Below are 16,194 nucleotides of genomic sequence, written 5' to 3'. Positions count from 1 at the left end.
CCGCTGCCCCCGACACCATGCTCCGCCACCTCTCGATCCGCGACTTCGTCATCGTCGCCGCGCTCGATCTCGAATTCGACAGCGGCTTTTCCGTCTTTTCCGGCGAAACCGGCGCCGGCAAATCGATCCTGATCGACGCGCTGGCCCTCGCGCTCGGCGAACGCGCCGACGCGAGCGTCGTGCGCACCGGCTGCGGCCGCGCCGACATCACGGCCGAATTCACGCCGCACGACCGCGTCGCACGCTGGCTCGACGAACACGCGTTCGACGCCGAGGACACCGTGATGCTGCGCCGCGTGATCGACGCGAACGGCCGTTCGCGTGCCTTCATCAACGGCACCAGCGCGACGCTCGCGCAACTGCGCGAACTCGGCGAGATGCTCGTCGACATCCACGGCCAGCACGCGCACCAGCTGCTGATGCGGCCCGACGCGCAGCGCGAGCTGTTCGACACGCACGCGGGGCTCGTCGCCGATGCCGCGAACGTCGCGCGCGCGTGGCGCGTGTGGCGCGACGCGACGCAGGCGATCGACGCCGCGAAGGCGCACGAGCGCGAACTGCAGCTCGAACGCGAAAAGCTCGCGTGGCAGCTGGCCGAACTGGACAAGCTCGCGCCGCAAGCCGGCGAATGGGACGAAGTCAGCAACGAACACAAGCGCCTGTCGCATTCGGCGAACCTGATCGAAGGCGTGCGCGGCGCGCTCAACGCGCTGTCCGAATCCGACGACGCGATGCTCGCGCAGCTCGGCGCGATCGTGTCGAAGCTGCGCAGCCTGGCCGACTACGACACCGCGCTCGGCGATGCGCTCGCGTCGCTGGAGCCGGCCGAGATCCAGTTGCAGGAAGCCGTCTATTCGCTGTCGCACTATGCGCAGCGCGTCGATCTCGACCCGGAGCGGCTCGCGCAGGTCGAAACCCGGCTCGACGCGCTGCACTCGACCGCCCGCAAGTTCCGGCTGCCGCCCGACACGCTTCATGAGGAGCATGCGGCCCGCCGCGCACAACTCGCCGCGCTCGACGCGGCCGCCGATCTCGGCGCGCTCGAAGCCGCGCAGGCGAAGGCGCGGGAAGCCTATCTCGCCGACGCCAAACGCCTGTCGAAGGCGCGCGCGCAGGCCGCCAAGGCGCTCGGCACGGCCGTCACGGCCGGCATGCAGGAACTGTCGATGGCGGGCGGCAGCTTCGAAGTCGCGCTCGTGCCGCTCGCCGACGGCGGCCCGCACGGGCTCGAACAGGTCGAATTCCGCGTGGCCGGGCACCCGGGCGTGCCGCTGCGGCCGCTCGCGAAAGTCGCGTCGGGCGGCGAGCTCGCGCGGATCAGCCTCGCGCTCGCGGTCATCGCCAGCGCGGCGAGCCCGACGCCGACGCTGATCTTCGACGAAGTCGATACGGGGATCGGCGGCGGCGTCGCCGAAGTGGTCGGGCGCCTGCTGCACCAGCTCGGGCGCGAGCGCCAGGTGTTGTGCGTGACGCACCTGCCGCAGGTCGCCGCGCGCGGCGACCATCATTTCCAGGTGGCGAAAGGCGCCGACGAGCGCGGCGGCACGGTGTCGTCGGTCGTCGCGCTCGACAAGGCGAGCCGCGTCGAGGAAGTCGCGCGGATGCTCGGCGGGCTCGAAATCACGGCCACGACGCGCAAGCACGCGAAGGAAATGCTGGCGGCCTGACCGGCTCGCAAGCGTGCGGCCCGCCGAAGCGTCGCGCGGCGTCCGCGCGACGCCGCGCTGCTGCCCGTTGCCGCGGGAGGCGGCGCATGGCAGCGTATGACAGCAAACCCCGCGGCGTCCACCGTCACGGCTGCCCGCACCGCGGCCGCAGCCGCGCCTACTTGCTCTTGCACATCGCATGCATGTTCGCGACACCCTTCTCGCGCCATGCCGCCCACTCGCCGCCCGTCCCCGGCACGTCGCCGAGCACCCACCAGCCGTTGAGCCAGGTCTTGCCCGCATGGCTGACCTCGTGGCACGGCGTCGCGTAAGTCTTCTTCGGATCCCACGCGGCTGCGCCCTCGCCCGCCGACGCGCGCACGGTCACGTCGTGCGCCGCGTTCGCGTGGCGGCCCTGTACATCGGTCACCACCAGCCTGAACGCGTAGCGACGCTCGTCGGCCGCCTTCGGCGCGGTAAACGTCGCGCTCGCGCCGTTCTGGACGATCGACACCCCAGCCGGCCCCGTCCACGCATACGTCAGCCCCTTGCCCGTCGACGACGCGCCGGACAGCGTGACGGTCGCGCCGCCGTCGACCGACGCCGGCCCGCTGATCGCCGCGCGCGGCGGCGCGACGATCTCCTGCGCCTTCACCTTGACGACGTGGGTGGCCCGCGCCGTATAGCCGTCTTTATTGCTCACGGTCAGCTCGAACGCGAACTCGCGGTCCTGTTCGAGCGTCGGCGCGACGAAGCGCAGTTCCGCGCCGTCCGGCCGTGCGTCGATGCCGGCCGGCACCGTCCACGCATGGCGCAACGACTCGCCGGCCGACGCGGCGCCCGACAGCACGACCGCCGCGCCCGCGGCCGCGTGCTGCGGGCCGGTCACCACGGCCCGCGGCAACAGCAGGCCGTCGTTCGTCACGTCGACCACGGCGCCGTCGGGCCCGACCGATTTGACGGTGATGATCTTGCCCGACAGCGTGTCGTGCAACGCGTGGCCCGGCATCAGCGGCGCGTCCTTCATCCCCGACGGGCTGCCGGGCATCGCATCGACCAGCGTGTTCGTCACGACGTTGCCGCCATGCGCGACGGTCCGCACGATCACGCCGTTGACGAACGGATCGTCCGACTTCCAGTCGTCGAAGCCGCGCTGCGGCTGACGAAACTCGAGCCACAGCGTCGAACCGTCGGCGCGCGCGATGCGGTACGCCTTCGCACCCGGCGCATCGCCCCACAGCGGGGCGAGCCGGTAGGTGCCGTCCGCGTGGATCTCCGGCACGTCGGCTTCGCCGAGCCAGCCGGCGAACAATTGATAGCTCGCCGGATACAGGCGCCGGCCGCCGCCGCCCATCGTGTCGGCCGGGTCGTCGACCTTGCCGGCGCGGCATGCGCCGCCGACCTCGACCGTGCCGCCCGGCGTCGGGCAATCGACGAGCGAGCCCGGATGCTTGGCGCCGAGGTTGTGCCCGAATTCGTGCGACCACATCCAGTAGCCGTGGCCGCTCGCGTTCGACAGGATCCAGTTGCCCGGCGTCGCCGCCAGACCGCCCCAGCCGCAATTGCTCATTTTCGGCAGGTCGACGAACAGGTAGTTGAACTTGTCCGGATTCACGCCGCGCGCGAGCGCTGCATTGCGCGCGGCCGTGCGGATCGCGCCCGAGTCGCACGTGGCCGGCCGCTCGCCGAGATTGACGCTCTCGAGCGTTTGCCCGTGCAGCGTCAGCTTGCCGCGCGACGCGACCTCGAGATAGCGCCGCAGCGACGCATAGTCGCCGCCGTCGCCGAACACCGCCTTGCGCACGACCTCGCTGTCGGCCGGCTTCGAGTCGTTGAAGTGCGTCACCATCAGCAGCACGGACTTGTCGCCGAGCAGCGGACGCTGCGACGGCGCGATCGACACGGCCGACTTCCAGATCGACGACGGCTGGCCGCGCAGGTTCTGCGTCGCGACGCCGGCGCCGCCGTCGCGCGGGGCCAGCACCTCGGCCGTCCGGCCGGTATTGACCCGGTACCGGTTGCCGAACACCACTTGCCCGTCCAGGCCGCGGTCCGGCCGCCAGTCGCGCATCGTCTGGTCGCCCTCGCTGCAGACGCCAACCGCCACGCGCCCCATGCCGGTATCGCCGGCGGCCGCGTGCAGGCACATCTTCGTGCCGCGCGCGGCGCTGGCGCCGGTGTTGACGATGCGCTGGAAACCGTCGCGCGGCTCGAAGGTCCAGTCCTGCGCGGCGCCGCCGTCGCACGCGGCGAACACTGCCGCGTTGTCGGCCGGCCGCCATGCGAGGCACTGGCCGTCGCCGCGCGACAGGTTCGTGAGGGTCGTGGAAGCCGGCTCGGCGGCATGGGCGGAAGCGGAGAACAGTCCGGCGGCAGCCGCGGACAGCGCCGTCGTGGCGAAGGCAAGGCGAAACGGTTTCAAGATGGTACGGGCTCGTTGAGGGCGCGCGGCGCCGGTTGAACGGAAAGCCCGCATTCTTTCGATCCGGGCGCTGCCGCTCAAACAATCTCAAACGATTCTCAACACGGCCGGACCGGCCGCCCCGCACGGCAGCCGGCGCCGTGCCGGCCGCCCGTCTGTACGACCTTCACGCGCCGCCGAACACGCGCGCCCACAGCGCCGTCACGGCCGCCCGCTCGTCGGCCACCACGGCCGGATCGACGCGCGCCTTCTCCATCCCGTCGAGCCGCAGCTTGTGCTGCAGCTTCCGGTACGTGCGGTACGCCGCGCCGACGCGCTCGGCCTCGTCCTCGCCCATCAGCCCGAAGCGCGCGACCTCGCGCAGCAGCGCGATATTGCCGGTATTGCGGATCAGCTCGGCGTCGCTCGACGCATGCAGCAGCACCCAGTACTGGACGATGAACTCGATGTCGACCATCCCGCCGCGGTCGTGCTTCAGGTCAAACAGGTCGGTGTGGTTCGAATGGCCGGCAAATACCTTGCCGCGCATGTCGACGATCTCCTTCGCGAGTACGGCCCCGTCGCGCGGCGTCGTCAGCACCTGCTGGCGGATCGCCTCGAAATCCGCGCCGATCTGCGCGTCGCCCGCGCTGTAGCGGGCGCGCGTCAGCGCCTGGTGCTCCCACACCCACGCGGTGTTCGCCGCATCGCCCTCGCGCAGCTGATAGCGGCGGAACGCATCGAGATCGGTGACGAGCAGCCCGGCCTCGCCGTTCGGCCGCAGCCGCAGGTCGATGTCGAACAGCGCGCCCGCGCCGGTCGCGGTCGTGAGCCACGTGATCAGGCGCCGTGTAAACGTGGTGTAGACGTCCGCCGAACGCTCGTCCGGGTCGTCGTACAGGAAGATCAGGTCGAGATCCGACGCATAGCCGAGCTCCTTGCCGCCCAGCTTGCCGTATGCGATCACCGCGAACTTCGGCACGTCGCGATGGCGCTTCGCGAGTTGCGACCACACGACTTCGATCGTCACGTCGAGCACCGCGTCGGCCAGTTCGGACAGCCGGTCGCTCACGTGCTCGACCGACAGTTGCCCGGCCAGGTCGATCAGCAGGATCCGGAACACCTCCGCGTGCTGCGCGTGGCGCAGCAGGTCCATCTGCTGCTCGGGGCCGTCGGCGGCCGCGAGCCGCGCGCGCAGCGCATCCTTGAACGCGGGCCAGTCGAACGGGCTCGCGATCGCCTCGTCGTCGAGCAGTTCGTCGAGCAGCTGCGGGTGGCGGATCAGGTAGCCGCCGCCCCAGCGCGTCGCGCCGAGCACCGACAGCACGCGGTCGAGCGCGGCCGGATATTCGGTCAGCAGCGCGAGATAGACGCCGCGCCGGCTGACCGTCTCGAGCAGGTCGAACAGGCGCACGATCGTGTCGTCGCGGCGCGCGGCGTCGATCTTCGGCGCGGCGTCGAGCGCCCGCTGCGCGACGCTGTCGAAGCGCTGCCGGCTCTTTTCCGGCAACCCGGTGTAGCGCGACGATTGCCAGATCGCGCGCAGCCGCGCGAGCACCGCGGCCGGATCGGCGAAGCCCAGGCCGTCGAGGCGCGCGACCAGCGCGTCGTCCTCGCCGTCGTCGGCCAGCGCGCCGCTCCAGATCCACGCAGCCGCCGTGTCGTCGCCGGCCGCGCAGGGCCCGCCATTCGCCTTGTCGGCAAAAATCTGGTCGAACTGGGCTTCGACGAACGTGCGGTGGCCGTCCAGCACCGTCATCAGCGCCGCGTAGTCGGCGAAACCGAGCGACGCGGCCAGCGCCGCGCGCTCGTCGGGCTCGACCGGCATCGCGTGCGTCTGCGCGTCGTTGCGGTACTGCAGCCGATGTTCGAGCGTGCGCAGGAAGTTATAAGCATCGGCCAGGCGCGCGCGCACGTCGTCGCCGATCAGCCCGCGCGCCTGCGCATGCCGCAGCACCGCGAGCGTCGGCCGCACGCGGAAACCCGCATCCTGGCCGCCGCGGATCAACTGGAACACCTGCGCGCTGAACTCGATCTCGCGGATCCCGCCGCGCCCGAGCTTGATGTCGTCGGCCTTGTCGGGCCGCATCGACGCGCGGCGCGCGGCTTCGTGCCGGATCTGCTGATGCAGCGAACGGATCGCGCCGATCACGCCGAAATCGAGATAGCGACGGTAGACGAACGGCTTGACGATCGATTCGAGCTGCGCCGCGAGCCGCTGCGCCGCGTCGCTGTCGCCTTCCGACACGAGCCGCCCCTTGATCCACGCATAGCGCTCCCACTCGCGCCCCTGCACGTAGAAATATTCCTCGAGCATGCCGACGCTGCAGACGAGCGGCCCCGAATCGCCGTTCGGACGCAGCCGCATGTCGACGCGAAACACGTAGCCGTCGGCCGTGACCTCGGACAGCACGCCGATCAGGCGCCGGCCGAGCCGCGTGAAGTACTCCTGGGTGGACAGCGGCGAACGCGTGCCGCCGGTGGTCTCGCCGTCGTCCTCGTACACGAAGATCAGGTCGATGTCCGACGACACGTTCAGCTCGCGGCCGCCGAGCTTGCCCATCCCGACCACGCCGAGCACGACGCGCTGGCCGTCGGCGCCGCGCGGCTCGCCGTACTGCGCCTCGAGTTCGGCCGACAGCAGCACGAGCGAGCGCTGCACGGCCACTTCGGCGAGATCGGTCATCGCGCCCGTGACCTCGGCGACGTCCGCCAGCCCGCGCAGGTCGCGCTCCGCGACCGCGCCGAACGCCTCGGCGCGCAACTGCCGCAGCGCGCGCTTCAGTTGCTCGTCGCCCGGCGCGGCGGTGCCGGCGGGCGTCGCGAGCAGCGCGGTGAGGCGCGCGTCGAGCTGCGCGCGGCCGAGCGGCGCGGCCGCCCACGCGGCGATCTGCTCGGCCAGCGCGGGCCGCGCGGCCGCCGCGCGGGCAAGGTAGCGGGAATAGGACGTGCTGATCAGGGCGGAAGCGTCGGTCATCGAGAAGCGGGCCTGGCGAAAAGGCCGGCGGCAGCGGGCCGGCGCATGCGCGCCCCGCTGCCGCCGGCCCCATGGACTCGGCGCGGCGTCGCCGGACGCGCGTGCGCCCGTCGCGACACCGCGCGCCGGAAAGCCCGTGCCATGCTGCCTCCAACGGCCGCCGGCACGAACCCGTGTGATACATTTCAACGTCAGTCTGCAAAACTACCATATCGCCGCCCGTCCGCCGCATGTCCGACCGTCAGGAATCCGCCGTAGCTGCGCCCGAAGCGGGACCTCCGAAGCACGATCATCCGGTCCTGCGTCGCGTGTTCAGGGTGACGCTGGCAGTCGGGATCGGCACCTACTTCGTCGCGTCCGGCGCGTTCCTCGGGCTGCGCTACGTGCTGCTGCCGCGCATCGACGAATACCGCCCGCGCATCGAGCGCGCGGTGTCCGACAAGCTCCACGCGCAGCTTTCGATCGGCAAGCTTTCTCCGAACTGGTCCGGCATGCAGCCGGGCGTCGAACTCACGAACTTGACGATCCGCGGCCGCGACGGCAAGGTTGCGCTGTCGGTGCCGCACGCGACGGCCGCGCTGTCGTGGATGTCGCTGCTGCGGCTGTCGCCCGCGCTGTCGAGCCTGATCGTCGACCAGCCCGACCTTGTCGTCGCGCGGGCGGCCGACGGCTCGCTGAGCGTCGCGGGGGTCGGCGTGGCCACCACCCACGGCGGCAACGACACGTTCGGCACCTGGCTGCTGAAGCAGGAGGCGATCGTGCTGCGCGGCGGCACGCTGCGCTGGCGCGACGCGCAGCACGACGCGCCGGAGCTCGTGCTGGCGGGCATTCGGCTCGCGGTGCTGAACGACGGCCGCGTGCACAAGGCCGCGCTGCAGGCGCCCGCGAACGGTACGCTGCTGCTCGGCCCGCTCGATTTCCGCGCACGCTTCAAGCACAAGCCGCTCGCGCCGATCGGCAAGCCGGCGAACTGGACCGGCGACGCGTACCTGTCGACCGGCCCCGTCGACCTGCAGACGCTCACGCGCTATCTCGACGTGCCGCTCACGATCCACGCGGGCCGGATCGACAACGCGATCTGGGCGACCTTCGGCGACGGCCATCTGCGCTCGGCGGGCGGCGACCTGCAAGGCGCCGACGTCGCGCTGCGCGTGCGCCCGACGCAGCCGCGGCTCGACGTGCCGACGGTCGGCTTCGGCTGGGACGTGGTGCTCGATGCGGGCCGCGACTACACGCTGCACCTGACGCGCTTCAATGCAGAGCTCGGCCAGCCGCCGCTGCCGGACGGCACGCCGCTCGCCCGCTCGCTCGCGCTGTCGACGCTGACGGCGCGCTACCGCGTGCCGACCGCGAACCAGGGGCAACTGCTCAGCGTGGTCGGCGACCGCGTCGATCTCGGCATCCTCAGCGAATTCATCCGCGGGCTGCCGCTGCCGGCGCGCCTGCGCAACGAGCTGATCAAGATCGACCCGCGCGGGATGGTGTCGAACTATCACATCGAGGTGGAGCGCGCGAAACCCGCGCGCGCCGATCTCGCCGACGAGGAGCGGCGCATGGGTGCCGCGCCGATCGTCCGCTACCGCTTCCTCGGCGATCTGCAAGGCATCAGCTTCGCCGCGCAGGAGCCGCCGCCCGGGCTCTCGCCGCGCGGTCACCCGCGCGCCGGCTGGCCGGGCGTCGAGAACCTGTGGGGCCGCGTCGATGCGAACGAGACGGGCGGCGCCGCGCATTTCGACACGGTCCACGCGGCCGTCACCGTGCCCGGCGAATTCGACGAGCCGCGCCTGACGTTCGACCGGCTGCGCGGCAACGCCAAATGGACGATCACGCCCGCGCCGGGCGACAAGCACGCGCGCGTCGACGTGTCGCTGCCCGACCTGTTCGTGTCGAACCCCGACGCCGAAATCGCGGTGTCGGGCTCGTACACGAATCCCGGCCACGGCCGCGGCTCGCTCGACCTGCGCGCCGATTTCGCGCGCGCATCGGTCGCGCGCATTCCGCGCTACCTGCCGACCGGGATGTCCGAGCACCTGCGCGACTATCTCGGCCACGCACTGCAGGACGGCAACGTGACCAAGGGCGCGTCGATCGTCGCGCGCGGCCCGCTCGAGAAATTCCCGTTCGAACACGAGCCGGACGCCGGCGTGTTCCACATCGTCGCGCCGTTCACCGGCGGCCGCTTCGAGCCGACGCCGTACCCGCCGCGCAAGCTCGCGAACGGCACGCCGAGCGTCTGGCCGGCGCTCGACGGGATCGACGGCGTGTTCGAGCTCGCGCAGAACAAGCTGCGCTTCGACATCGCGCGCGCGCGTTACAAGCGCGTCACGCTGACGAAGGTCGCGGGCCGCATCGACGATCTCGGCAATCCGTCGCACTCGCCGCTGATCATCGACGGCCATGCGCAAGGCCCGCTCGCCGACCTGATCGACTATGCGGACAACAGCTCGCTCGGCACGATGAGCAACCATATCGGCCAGCGGATCGACGCGCAGGGCCCCGCGTCGCTCGCGCTCAAGATCACGATTCCGCAGCACGTCCCCCATCCGCACACGCACGTCGAAGGCGCGCTCGCGTTCGGCGGCAACACGCTGTCGACCCGCGGCGTGCCGCCGCTGTCGGCCCTGCGCGGCAGCGTCCGCTTCACCGAGGCCGGCGCATCGCTGCACGACCTGTCGGGGCGCTTCCTCGGCGGCCCGGTGCGCGCGAACGGCACCTTCCGGTCGCACGGCCCGTACGCGGTGGACGTCGACGGCCGGCTCGCGCTCGACGCCGCGCGCGGCCTGAACCTGCACGGCGCGGCCGCCGCGCTGCTCGAACACGTGGTCGGCGACGCGCCGTACAAGGTCGCGGTGCGCGGCGCGCCGGGCCGCCTGCCCGACGTCAGCGCGCAATCCGACCTGACGGGCGTGGCGCTGAACTTCCCGGCGCCGTTCGCGAAACCGGCCGGCACGCCGATGCCGTTCCGCTTCACGCTGCAGCCGGCGCCGCAGGCGGACGGCAAACGCCTCGAACACGCCGACCTGACGCTCGGCCCCGTGACCGCGACCTACCTGCTCGACGCGACGCGCGGCCAGCCGCTGCGCGCGGTACGCGGCGCGATGGGCATCCACCGGATGCCCGACATGCCGCAGGACGGCGTGAGCGCGGCCGTCGACGTCAACGAGCTGGACGCCGACGCGTGGCTCGCCCTCGCCCACACGCTGAAGCCCGACACGCCGCGCGCGCCGGAACCGCAGGCGGCACCGCGCGTCGATTTCGCGAGCTTCGCGCCGAAGCGCTTCGCGTTCCATTTCGGCACGCTGAAGCTGCTCAAGCGCAACTGGGAAAACGTGATCGTCGGCGCGTCGCACGTCGACGACCTGTGGCAGGCGAACATCGCGTCGAACCAGGTGTCGGGCTACCTGTCGTGGGCGCCGGGCGGCGGTCACAACGGCGCGGGCGTGCTCAACGCGCGGCTCGCGAAGCTCGTCGTGCCGCAGCGTGCGGAGCACGACCTCGTCGGCCGTGCGATGAACCTGCCGACGCCGACCGACCGCCCGATGCCGTCGATCGACCTGATCGTCGACCAGGTCGTCGCGCGCGATCACGACATCGGCCGGCTCGTCGTCAACGCGCGCAACATCGACGAGGACGGCACGCCCGTGTGGCAGCTCGACAAGCTGGAGCTGTCGAACCCGGCCGCGAAGCTGACGGCCACCGGCAACTGGCGCACGTCGCGCCGCGCGCTCGCCCGCGGCGCCGACGAAATCGATGCGCCGCGCCGCACCGTGTTCGACTTCAAGCTCGACATCGACAACGCGGGCGCGCTGCTCGACCGCGTCGGCCTGCCGCGCACGCTCGCGGACGGTCACGGCTCGGTCACGGGCAAGGTCGGCTGGCGCGGCGGCCCGACCGCGCTCGACTTTCCGTCGCTCGGCGGCCAGGTCGCGGTCGACCTGGAGCACGGGAAGATCCTGAAGGTCGACCCGGGCGCGGCCAAACTGCTCGGCGTGCTGAGCCTGCAGAGCCTCGCGCGCTTCCTGACGCTGAACTTCCGCGACGTGGTCGGCAAGGGGCTGCCGTTCGACAAGATCGCCGGTACCGGCCGGATTTCGAACGGGATCGCGCGCACCGACGACTTCTCGATGATGACGGGCCCCGCGAACGTCACCGTGCGCGGCGCGGTCGATCTCGGCGCCGAGACGCAGGATCTGCATGCGCACGTCGCGCCGAAGATCAGCGCGGGCGCGGCCGCGATCGGGGCCGCCGTCATCAATCCGCTGCTCGGCATCGGCGTGCTGGCCGCGAACTACGCGCTGTCCGAGACGCTGTCGCACGCGTTCGCGCTCGACTACGCGATCACCGGCTCGTGGGCGCACCCGCACATCGAGCGGGTGCGGAGCGATCGGGGTAAGATGAATCACGGTCCGGCCGATGCATCGAGCCATTGAGCGCGCATCGAACCGCAGGGGCCCGGGCCGCACCCCATTTATGACGCAACCGATTCCTCGATGACCGACCACGCCCGTTCCGCCACGCCCTTCCAGGTCGCCGCGCTGCAGATGGTGAGCGCGCCGGACGTCACCCGCAATCTCGCCGAAGCGCGCCGCCTGATCGCGGAAGCCGCCGGCGAAGGCGCGCAGCTCGTGCTGCTGCCCGAATATTTCTGCTTCATGGGCCACCGCGACACCGACAAGCTCGCGCTCGCCGAACCGTACCGGGACGGCCCGATCCAGCAATTCCTCGCCGACGCCGCGCGCCGCCACGGCATCTGGGTGATCGGCGGCACGCTGCCGCTGAAGGCGCCGGAACCCGACCGCGTGCTGAACACGACGCTCGTGTTCGATCCGTCCGGCAACGAGGCCGCGCGCTACGACAAGATCCACCTGTTCAACTTCGAGAAAGGCGACGAATCGTTCGACGAGGCGCGCACGATCCGCGCGGGCGACACGGTCGTCGCGTTCGACGCCCCGTTCGGGCAGGTCGGCCTGTCGGTCTGTTACGATCTCCGCTTTCCGGAGCTGTATCGCCGCATGGGCGACTGCGCGCTGATGGTCGTGCCGTCGGCGTTTACGTATACGACGGGCCGCGCGCACTGGGAAACGCTGCTGCGCGCGCGGGCCGTCGAGAACCAGTGCTACGTGCTCGCGGCCGCGCAGGGCGGCAAGCACGAGAACGGCCGGCGCACGTGGGGCCACAGCATGCTGATCGACCCGTGGGGCGAGATCGTCGCGGTGCGCGACGAGGGCGCGAGCGTCGTGCTCGGCGCGATCGATCCGCAACGCATCGCCGACGTACGCCAGAGCCTGCCCGCGTGGCGGCACCGCGTGCTGAGCTGAATCCGCCGCACCGCTTGAAACGCCGCGCGGCCCACCATCTGCCCGGCAGCACCCGACAACTTTTTGAGAACCCCGATATCCGCATGAACATCATCGAACCCGGCATCCGCAACCTCGCGCTGGCGAAGGACATCCTGCTCACGCCGTACGGCCTCGACGAAAGCCTGCTCACGCGCACGATCGCCGACATCTTCACGCATCGCGTCGACTACGCGGACCTGTACTTCCAGGCGACCCGCAGCGAAGCATGGAGCCTCGAGGAAGGCATCGTCAAATCGGGCAGCTTCAGCATCGACCAGGGCGTCGGCGTGCGCGCGGTCGCGGGCGACCGCACCGCGTTCGCGTACTCGGACGACCTGTCGCCCGAAGCGATCGCGCAAGCCGCCGCCGCGACCAAGGCGATCGCGGCGGCCGGCGGCGGCCGCCAGAAAATCAAGGCCGCGTCGTCGCTGACCGGCATCTCGGGCCGCGACCTGTACCTGCCGTCCGATCCGCTCGCGTCGCTCGACGCGACGGCCAAGGTCAAGCTGCTCGAGCGCATCGAGCAGATGGCGCGCGGCCGCGACCCGCGCGTCACGCAGGTGATGGCGGGCCTCGCCGGCGAATACGACGTCGTGCTGGTCGCGCGCAGCGACGGCGCGCTCGCGGCCGACATCCGGCCGCTCGTGCGCGTATCGGTCACGGTGATCGCCGAACAGAACGGCCGCCGCGAGATCGGCTCCGGCGGCGGCGGCGGCCGCTTCGACTACGGCTACTTCACCGATGAGATCCTGTCGCGCTACGTCGACGACGCCGTGCACGCGGCGCTCGTGAACCTCGACGCACGCCCCGCGCCGGCCGGCGCGATGACGGTCGTGCTCGGGCCGGGCTGGCCGGGCGTGCTGCTGCACGAGGCGATCGGCCACGGGCTCGAGGGCGACTTCAACCGCAAGGGCTCGTCCGCGTTCGCGGGCCGGATCGGCGAGCAGGTCGCCGCGAAGGGCGTGACCGTCGTCGACGACGGCACGCTGCCGAACCGCCGCGGCTCGCTGAACATCGACGACGAAGGCAATCCGACGCAGTGCACGACGCTGATCGAAGACGGCATCCTGAAGGGCTACATCCAGGACACGCTGAACGCACGCCTGATGAAGATGCCGGTCACCGGCAACGCGCGGCGCGAGTCGTACGCGGCGCTGCCGATGCCGCGCATGACGAACACGTACATGCTGAACGGCGACAAGGATCCGCAGGAAATCATCGCGTCGGTGAAGAACGGCCTGTACGCGGTGAACTTCGGCGGCGGCCAGGTCGACATCACGAACGGCAAGTTCGTGTTCTCGGCGTCCGAGGCGTACATGATCGAGAACGGCAAGGTCACCTACCCGGTGAAGGGCGCGACGCTGATCGGCAGCGGCCCGGAATCGCTGAAGTACGTGAGCATGATCGGCAACGACATGTCGCTCGACACGGGCGTCGGCGTATGCGGCAAGGAAGGCCAGAGCGTGCCGGTCGGCGTCGGCCAGCCGACCCTGCGGATCGACAAGATGACGGTCGGCGGTACGGCATAACCGCATCGCGGCGCAGACAATCCGCGCATTTTGACGAAAACACGCGGATTGTCCGCATTTTTGAATGCCCCCGGTTGCCAGCCGCGCAGGGACCGGGTATAAATTCCGAATCAACTTTTTTGACGAGCCGAATTTCCGTCATGTCCGCCAAGTTTTACTTTTACTTTTTTTGGTATCTCAGACCGCTGGCGGATCGAGAGGGTTGATGGCGCGTAAAGCGCAACCGAAATTCCCGAAAAAACCGCCGGCGAACCCGGCGGTTTTTTTTCGCCCTTCGCCAGCCGGTCGCCGCCGTAGCGGTCCCGCGGCCCCGACCGAAACCACTGAATTGCCCGAATTGATGAATCTGCCGCACGCGCACTGACCGAACGGCGCCCCGGAAAATGAGGAGAAACAGCATGCCCCCGCACAACACCGACGACGTCCGCATTCGCGAACTCAAGGAACTGACGCCGCCCGCCCACCTGATCCGCGAATTCGCGTGCTCCGAAGCCGCGTCCGAGCTGATCTACCACTCGCGCCAGTCGATGCACCGCATCCTGCACGGGATGGACGACCGGCTGATCGTCGTGATCGGGCCGTGCTCGATCCACGACACGAAGGCGGCGATCGAATACGCGGGCCGGCTCGTGAAGGAACGCGAACGCTTCAACGGCGAGCTGGAAATCGTGATGCGCGTGTACTTCGAGAAGCCGCGCACGACGGTCGGCTGGAAGGGGCTCATCAACGATCCGCACCTCGACAACAGCTTCAAGATCAACGAAGGGCTGCGCACCGCGCGCGAGCTGCTGCTGCAGATCAACGAAATGGGGCTGCCGGCCGCGACCGAATACCTGGACATGATCAGCCCGCAGTACATCGCCGACCTGATCTCGTGGGGCGCGATCGGCGCGCGCACGACCGAGTCGCAGGTGCACCGCGAGCTGGCATCGGGGCTGTCGTGCCCGGTCGGCTTCAAGAACGGCACCGACGGCAACGTGAAGATCGCCGTCGACGCGATCAAGGCCGCGTCGCAGCCGCACCATTTCCTGTCGGTGACGAAGGGCGGCCATTCGGCGATCGTGTCGACGGCCGGCAACGAAGACTGCCACGTGATCCTGCGCGGCGGCAAGACGCCGAACTACGACGCGGACAGCGTGAACGCGGCCTGCGCGGACATCGGCAAGGCCGGCCTCGCCGCGCGCCTGATGATCGACGCGAGCCACGCGAACAGCTCGAAGAAGCACGAGAACCAGATCCCGGTGTGCGCGGACATCGGCCGCCAGATCGCGGCCGGCGACGAGCGCATCGTCGGCGTGATGATCGAGTCGCACCTCGTCGAGGGTCGCCAGGACCTGAAGGAAGGTTGCGCGCTGACCTACGGCCAGAGCATCACCGATGCGTGCATCGCGTGGGACGACAGCGTGAAGGTGCTCGAAGGCCTCGCGGAATCGGTGAAGGCGCGGCGCGTCGCGCGCGGCAGCGGGAACTGACGCGCGCCGCCAGACTGGCCGCATGACCCCGCTTGGCGGCGGGTTGGCCATGCGGCCAGCCTGCGGTCGTCGTTTCGCTCTGCTAGACTAGCTAACATTACCTAGCTAACCAAGGAGGGACCATGCCGACCGTCAACATGCACGATGCCAAGTCGCGGCTCTCAAGCCTCGTCGAAGCGCTGGAACTGGGGCGCGAATCCGAAGTCGTGATCGCCCGCAATGGTCATCCGGTTGCCCGGATCGTTCCTTATGCCGCGCCAAAACGGATCGGTGCAGCCCGTCAGTTGCTTGCCGGGCTGAACATCCCGACAACCGTCGAGGCATTCAATGCCGGCGATGAATCGATCGCCGCCGACTTCGACGCGAGCTCGGAAGAGGGACTCGCACCGTGAAGCTGCTGCTCGATACGCACATCGCGCTCTGGGCGGCTGAAGGCGCGCCGCAACTTTCGGCAACCGCGGCCGCATTGATCGAACATCCCCAAAACACGCTGTACGTCAGCGCCGCGTCGATTTGGGAAATCGCGATCAAATATCGCAAAGGCAATCTGCCCGTCCATCCGAGAGATGCGCGTTCGGCATTTCGGCTTGCAGGTTTTGCGGAGCTGCCGATCAGCAGCGATCACGCCGAGGCAGTCGCCGCGTTGCCGGATTTCCCGGATCATGCCGATCCGTTCGACCGCGTGATGGTCGCGCAGGCACTCCATGAAGGCATGCCGCTCGTCAGCGCCGATCCGAAGGTGTGGCGCTACCACGCAACGCTGATGTTGCGCGCCTGAAGTCGCCCCACGGCGCCGCAAGTAAAAAACCCGGCTCGCGCCGGGCTTAGTC

At 70.1% G+C, this 16,194-nt stretch carries 9 protein-coding genes; 7 read left to right on the top strand and 2 right to left on the bottom strand.

Annotated elements, in window-relative coordinates:
• The first annotated feature begins 17 nt into the window (after nucleotides 1-17).
• Nucleotides 18-1,667: a DNA repair protein RecN gene (recN, locus tag J8I35_RS13855; protein ID WP_124651577.1), complete on the top strand. Its 1,650-nt coding sequence runs from the start codon at nucleotides 18-20 to the stop codon at nucleotides 1,665-1,667.
• Nucleotides 1,668-1,824: 157 nt separating this feature from the next.
• Here recN and J8I35_RS13850 read toward each other — a convergent pair whose 3' ends face one another.
• Nucleotides 1,825-4,068: a carbohydrate-binding protein gene (locus J8I35_RS13850; protein ID WP_245170238.1), complete on the bottom strand. Its 2,244-nt coding sequence runs from the start codon at nucleotides 4,066-4,068 to the stop codon at nucleotides 1,825-1,827.
• Between the two features lie 166 nt (nucleotides 4,069-4,234).
• The gene (gene glnE / locus J8I35_RS13845) at nucleotides 4,235-7,024 is read right to left on the bottom strand and encodes a bifunctional [glutamate--ammonia ligase]-adenylyl-L-tyrosine phosphorylase/[glutamate--ammonia-ligase] adenylyltransferase (protein ID WP_209925784.1); all 2,790 of its coding nucleotides are present in this window, start codon (nucleotides 7,022-7,024) and stop codon (nucleotides 4,235-4,237) included.
• A gap of 230 nt (nucleotides 7,025-7,254) precedes the next feature.
• On the opposite strand from glnE, the gene J8I35_RS13840 reads away from it, so the two are divergent.
• From J8I35_RS13840 to J8I35_RS13815, 6 genes are all read left to right on the top strand, one after another.
• A complete protein-coding gene (locus tag J8I35_RS13840; protein WP_209925783.1) occupies nucleotides 7,255-11,454 on the top strand; it encodes an AsmA-like C-terminal region-containing protein in 4,200 nt (1,399 codons plus the stop codon).
• Between the two features lie 60 nt (nucleotides 11,455-11,514).
• Nucleotides 11,515-12,342: a carbon-nitrogen hydrolase family protein gene (locus J8I35_RS13835; RefSeq protein WP_089488179.1), complete on the top strand. Its 828-nt coding sequence runs from the start codon at nucleotides 11,515-11,517 to the stop codon at nucleotides 12,340-12,342.
• Between the two features lie 83 nt (nucleotides 12,343-12,425).
• Nucleotides 12,426-13,892, top strand: a complete 1,467-nt coding sequence (gene tldD / locus J8I35_RS13830; RefSeq protein ID WP_050011776.1) for a metalloprotease TldD — start codon at nucleotides 12,426-12,428, stop codon at nucleotides 13,890-13,892.
• 398 nt (nucleotides 13,893-14,290) lie between these two features.
• On the top strand, nucleotides 14,291-15,364 hold the full coding sequence (gene aroG, locus J8I35_RS13825; RefSeq protein WP_050011777.1) for a 3-deoxy-7-phosphoheptulonate synthase AroG: 1,074 nt from the start codon (nucleotides 14,291-14,293) through the stop codon (nucleotides 15,362-15,364).
• A 122-nt stretch (nucleotides 15,365-15,486) separates the two neighbouring features.
• Nucleotides 15,487-15,756 (top strand): type II toxin-antitoxin system Phd/YefM family antitoxin, encoded by a 270-nt coding sequence (locus J8I35_RS13820; protein WP_124555653.1) that lies wholly within the window; start codon nucleotides 15,487-15,489, stop codon nucleotides 15,754-15,756.
• On the top strand, nucleotides 15,753-16,142 hold the full coding sequence (locus J8I35_RS13815) for a type II toxin-antitoxin system VapC family toxin (RefSeq protein ID WP_060965601.1): 390 nt from the start codon (nucleotides 15,753-15,755) through the stop codon (nucleotides 16,140-16,142). Before J8I35_RS13820 ends, J8I35_RS13815 begins: the two co-directional genes overlap by 4 nt.
• The last annotated feature ends 52 nt before the right edge of the window (nucleotides 16,143-16,194 follow it).

Origin of the sequence: Burkholderia sp. CpTa8-5 (assembly GCF_017815045.1) — a bacterium.
Lineage (GTDB): Bacteria > Pseudomonadota > Gammaproteobacteria > Burkholderiales > Burkholderiaceae > Burkholderia > Burkholderia sola.
Note: the sequence above shows the minus strand (reverse complement) of the source record. Positions and strands in the feature narration are given on the sequence as shown.

Excerpts from the sequence above, each read along its gene's own strand:
- recN (WP_124651577.1), top strand. The coding sequence starts at position 18 with ATGCTCCGCCACCTCTCGATCCGCGACTTCGTCATCGTCGCCGCGCTC.
- glnE (WP_209925784.1), bottom strand. The coding sequence starts at position 7,024 with ATGACCGACGCTTCCGCCCTGATCAGCACGTCCTATTCCCGCTACCTT.
- J8I35_RS13840 (WP_209925783.1), top strand. The coding sequence starts at position 7,255 with ATGTCCGACCGTCAGGAATCCGCCGTAGCTGCGCCCGAAGCGGGACCT.
- J8I35_RS13835 (WP_089488179.1), top strand. The coding sequence starts at position 11,515 with ATGACCGACCACGCCCGTTCCGCCACGCCCTTCCAGGTCGCCGCGCTG.
- tldD (WP_050011776.1), top strand. The coding sequence starts at position 12,426 with ATGAACATCATCGAACCCGGCATCCGCAACCTCGCGCTGGCGAAGGAC.
- aroG (WP_050011777.1), top strand. The coding sequence starts at position 14,291 with ATGCCCCCGCACAACACCGACGACGTCCGCATTCGCGAACTCAAGGAA.
- J8I35_RS13820 (WP_124555653.1), top strand. The coding sequence starts at position 15,487 with ATGCCGACCGTCAACATGCACGATGCCAAGTCGCGGCTCTCAAGCCTC.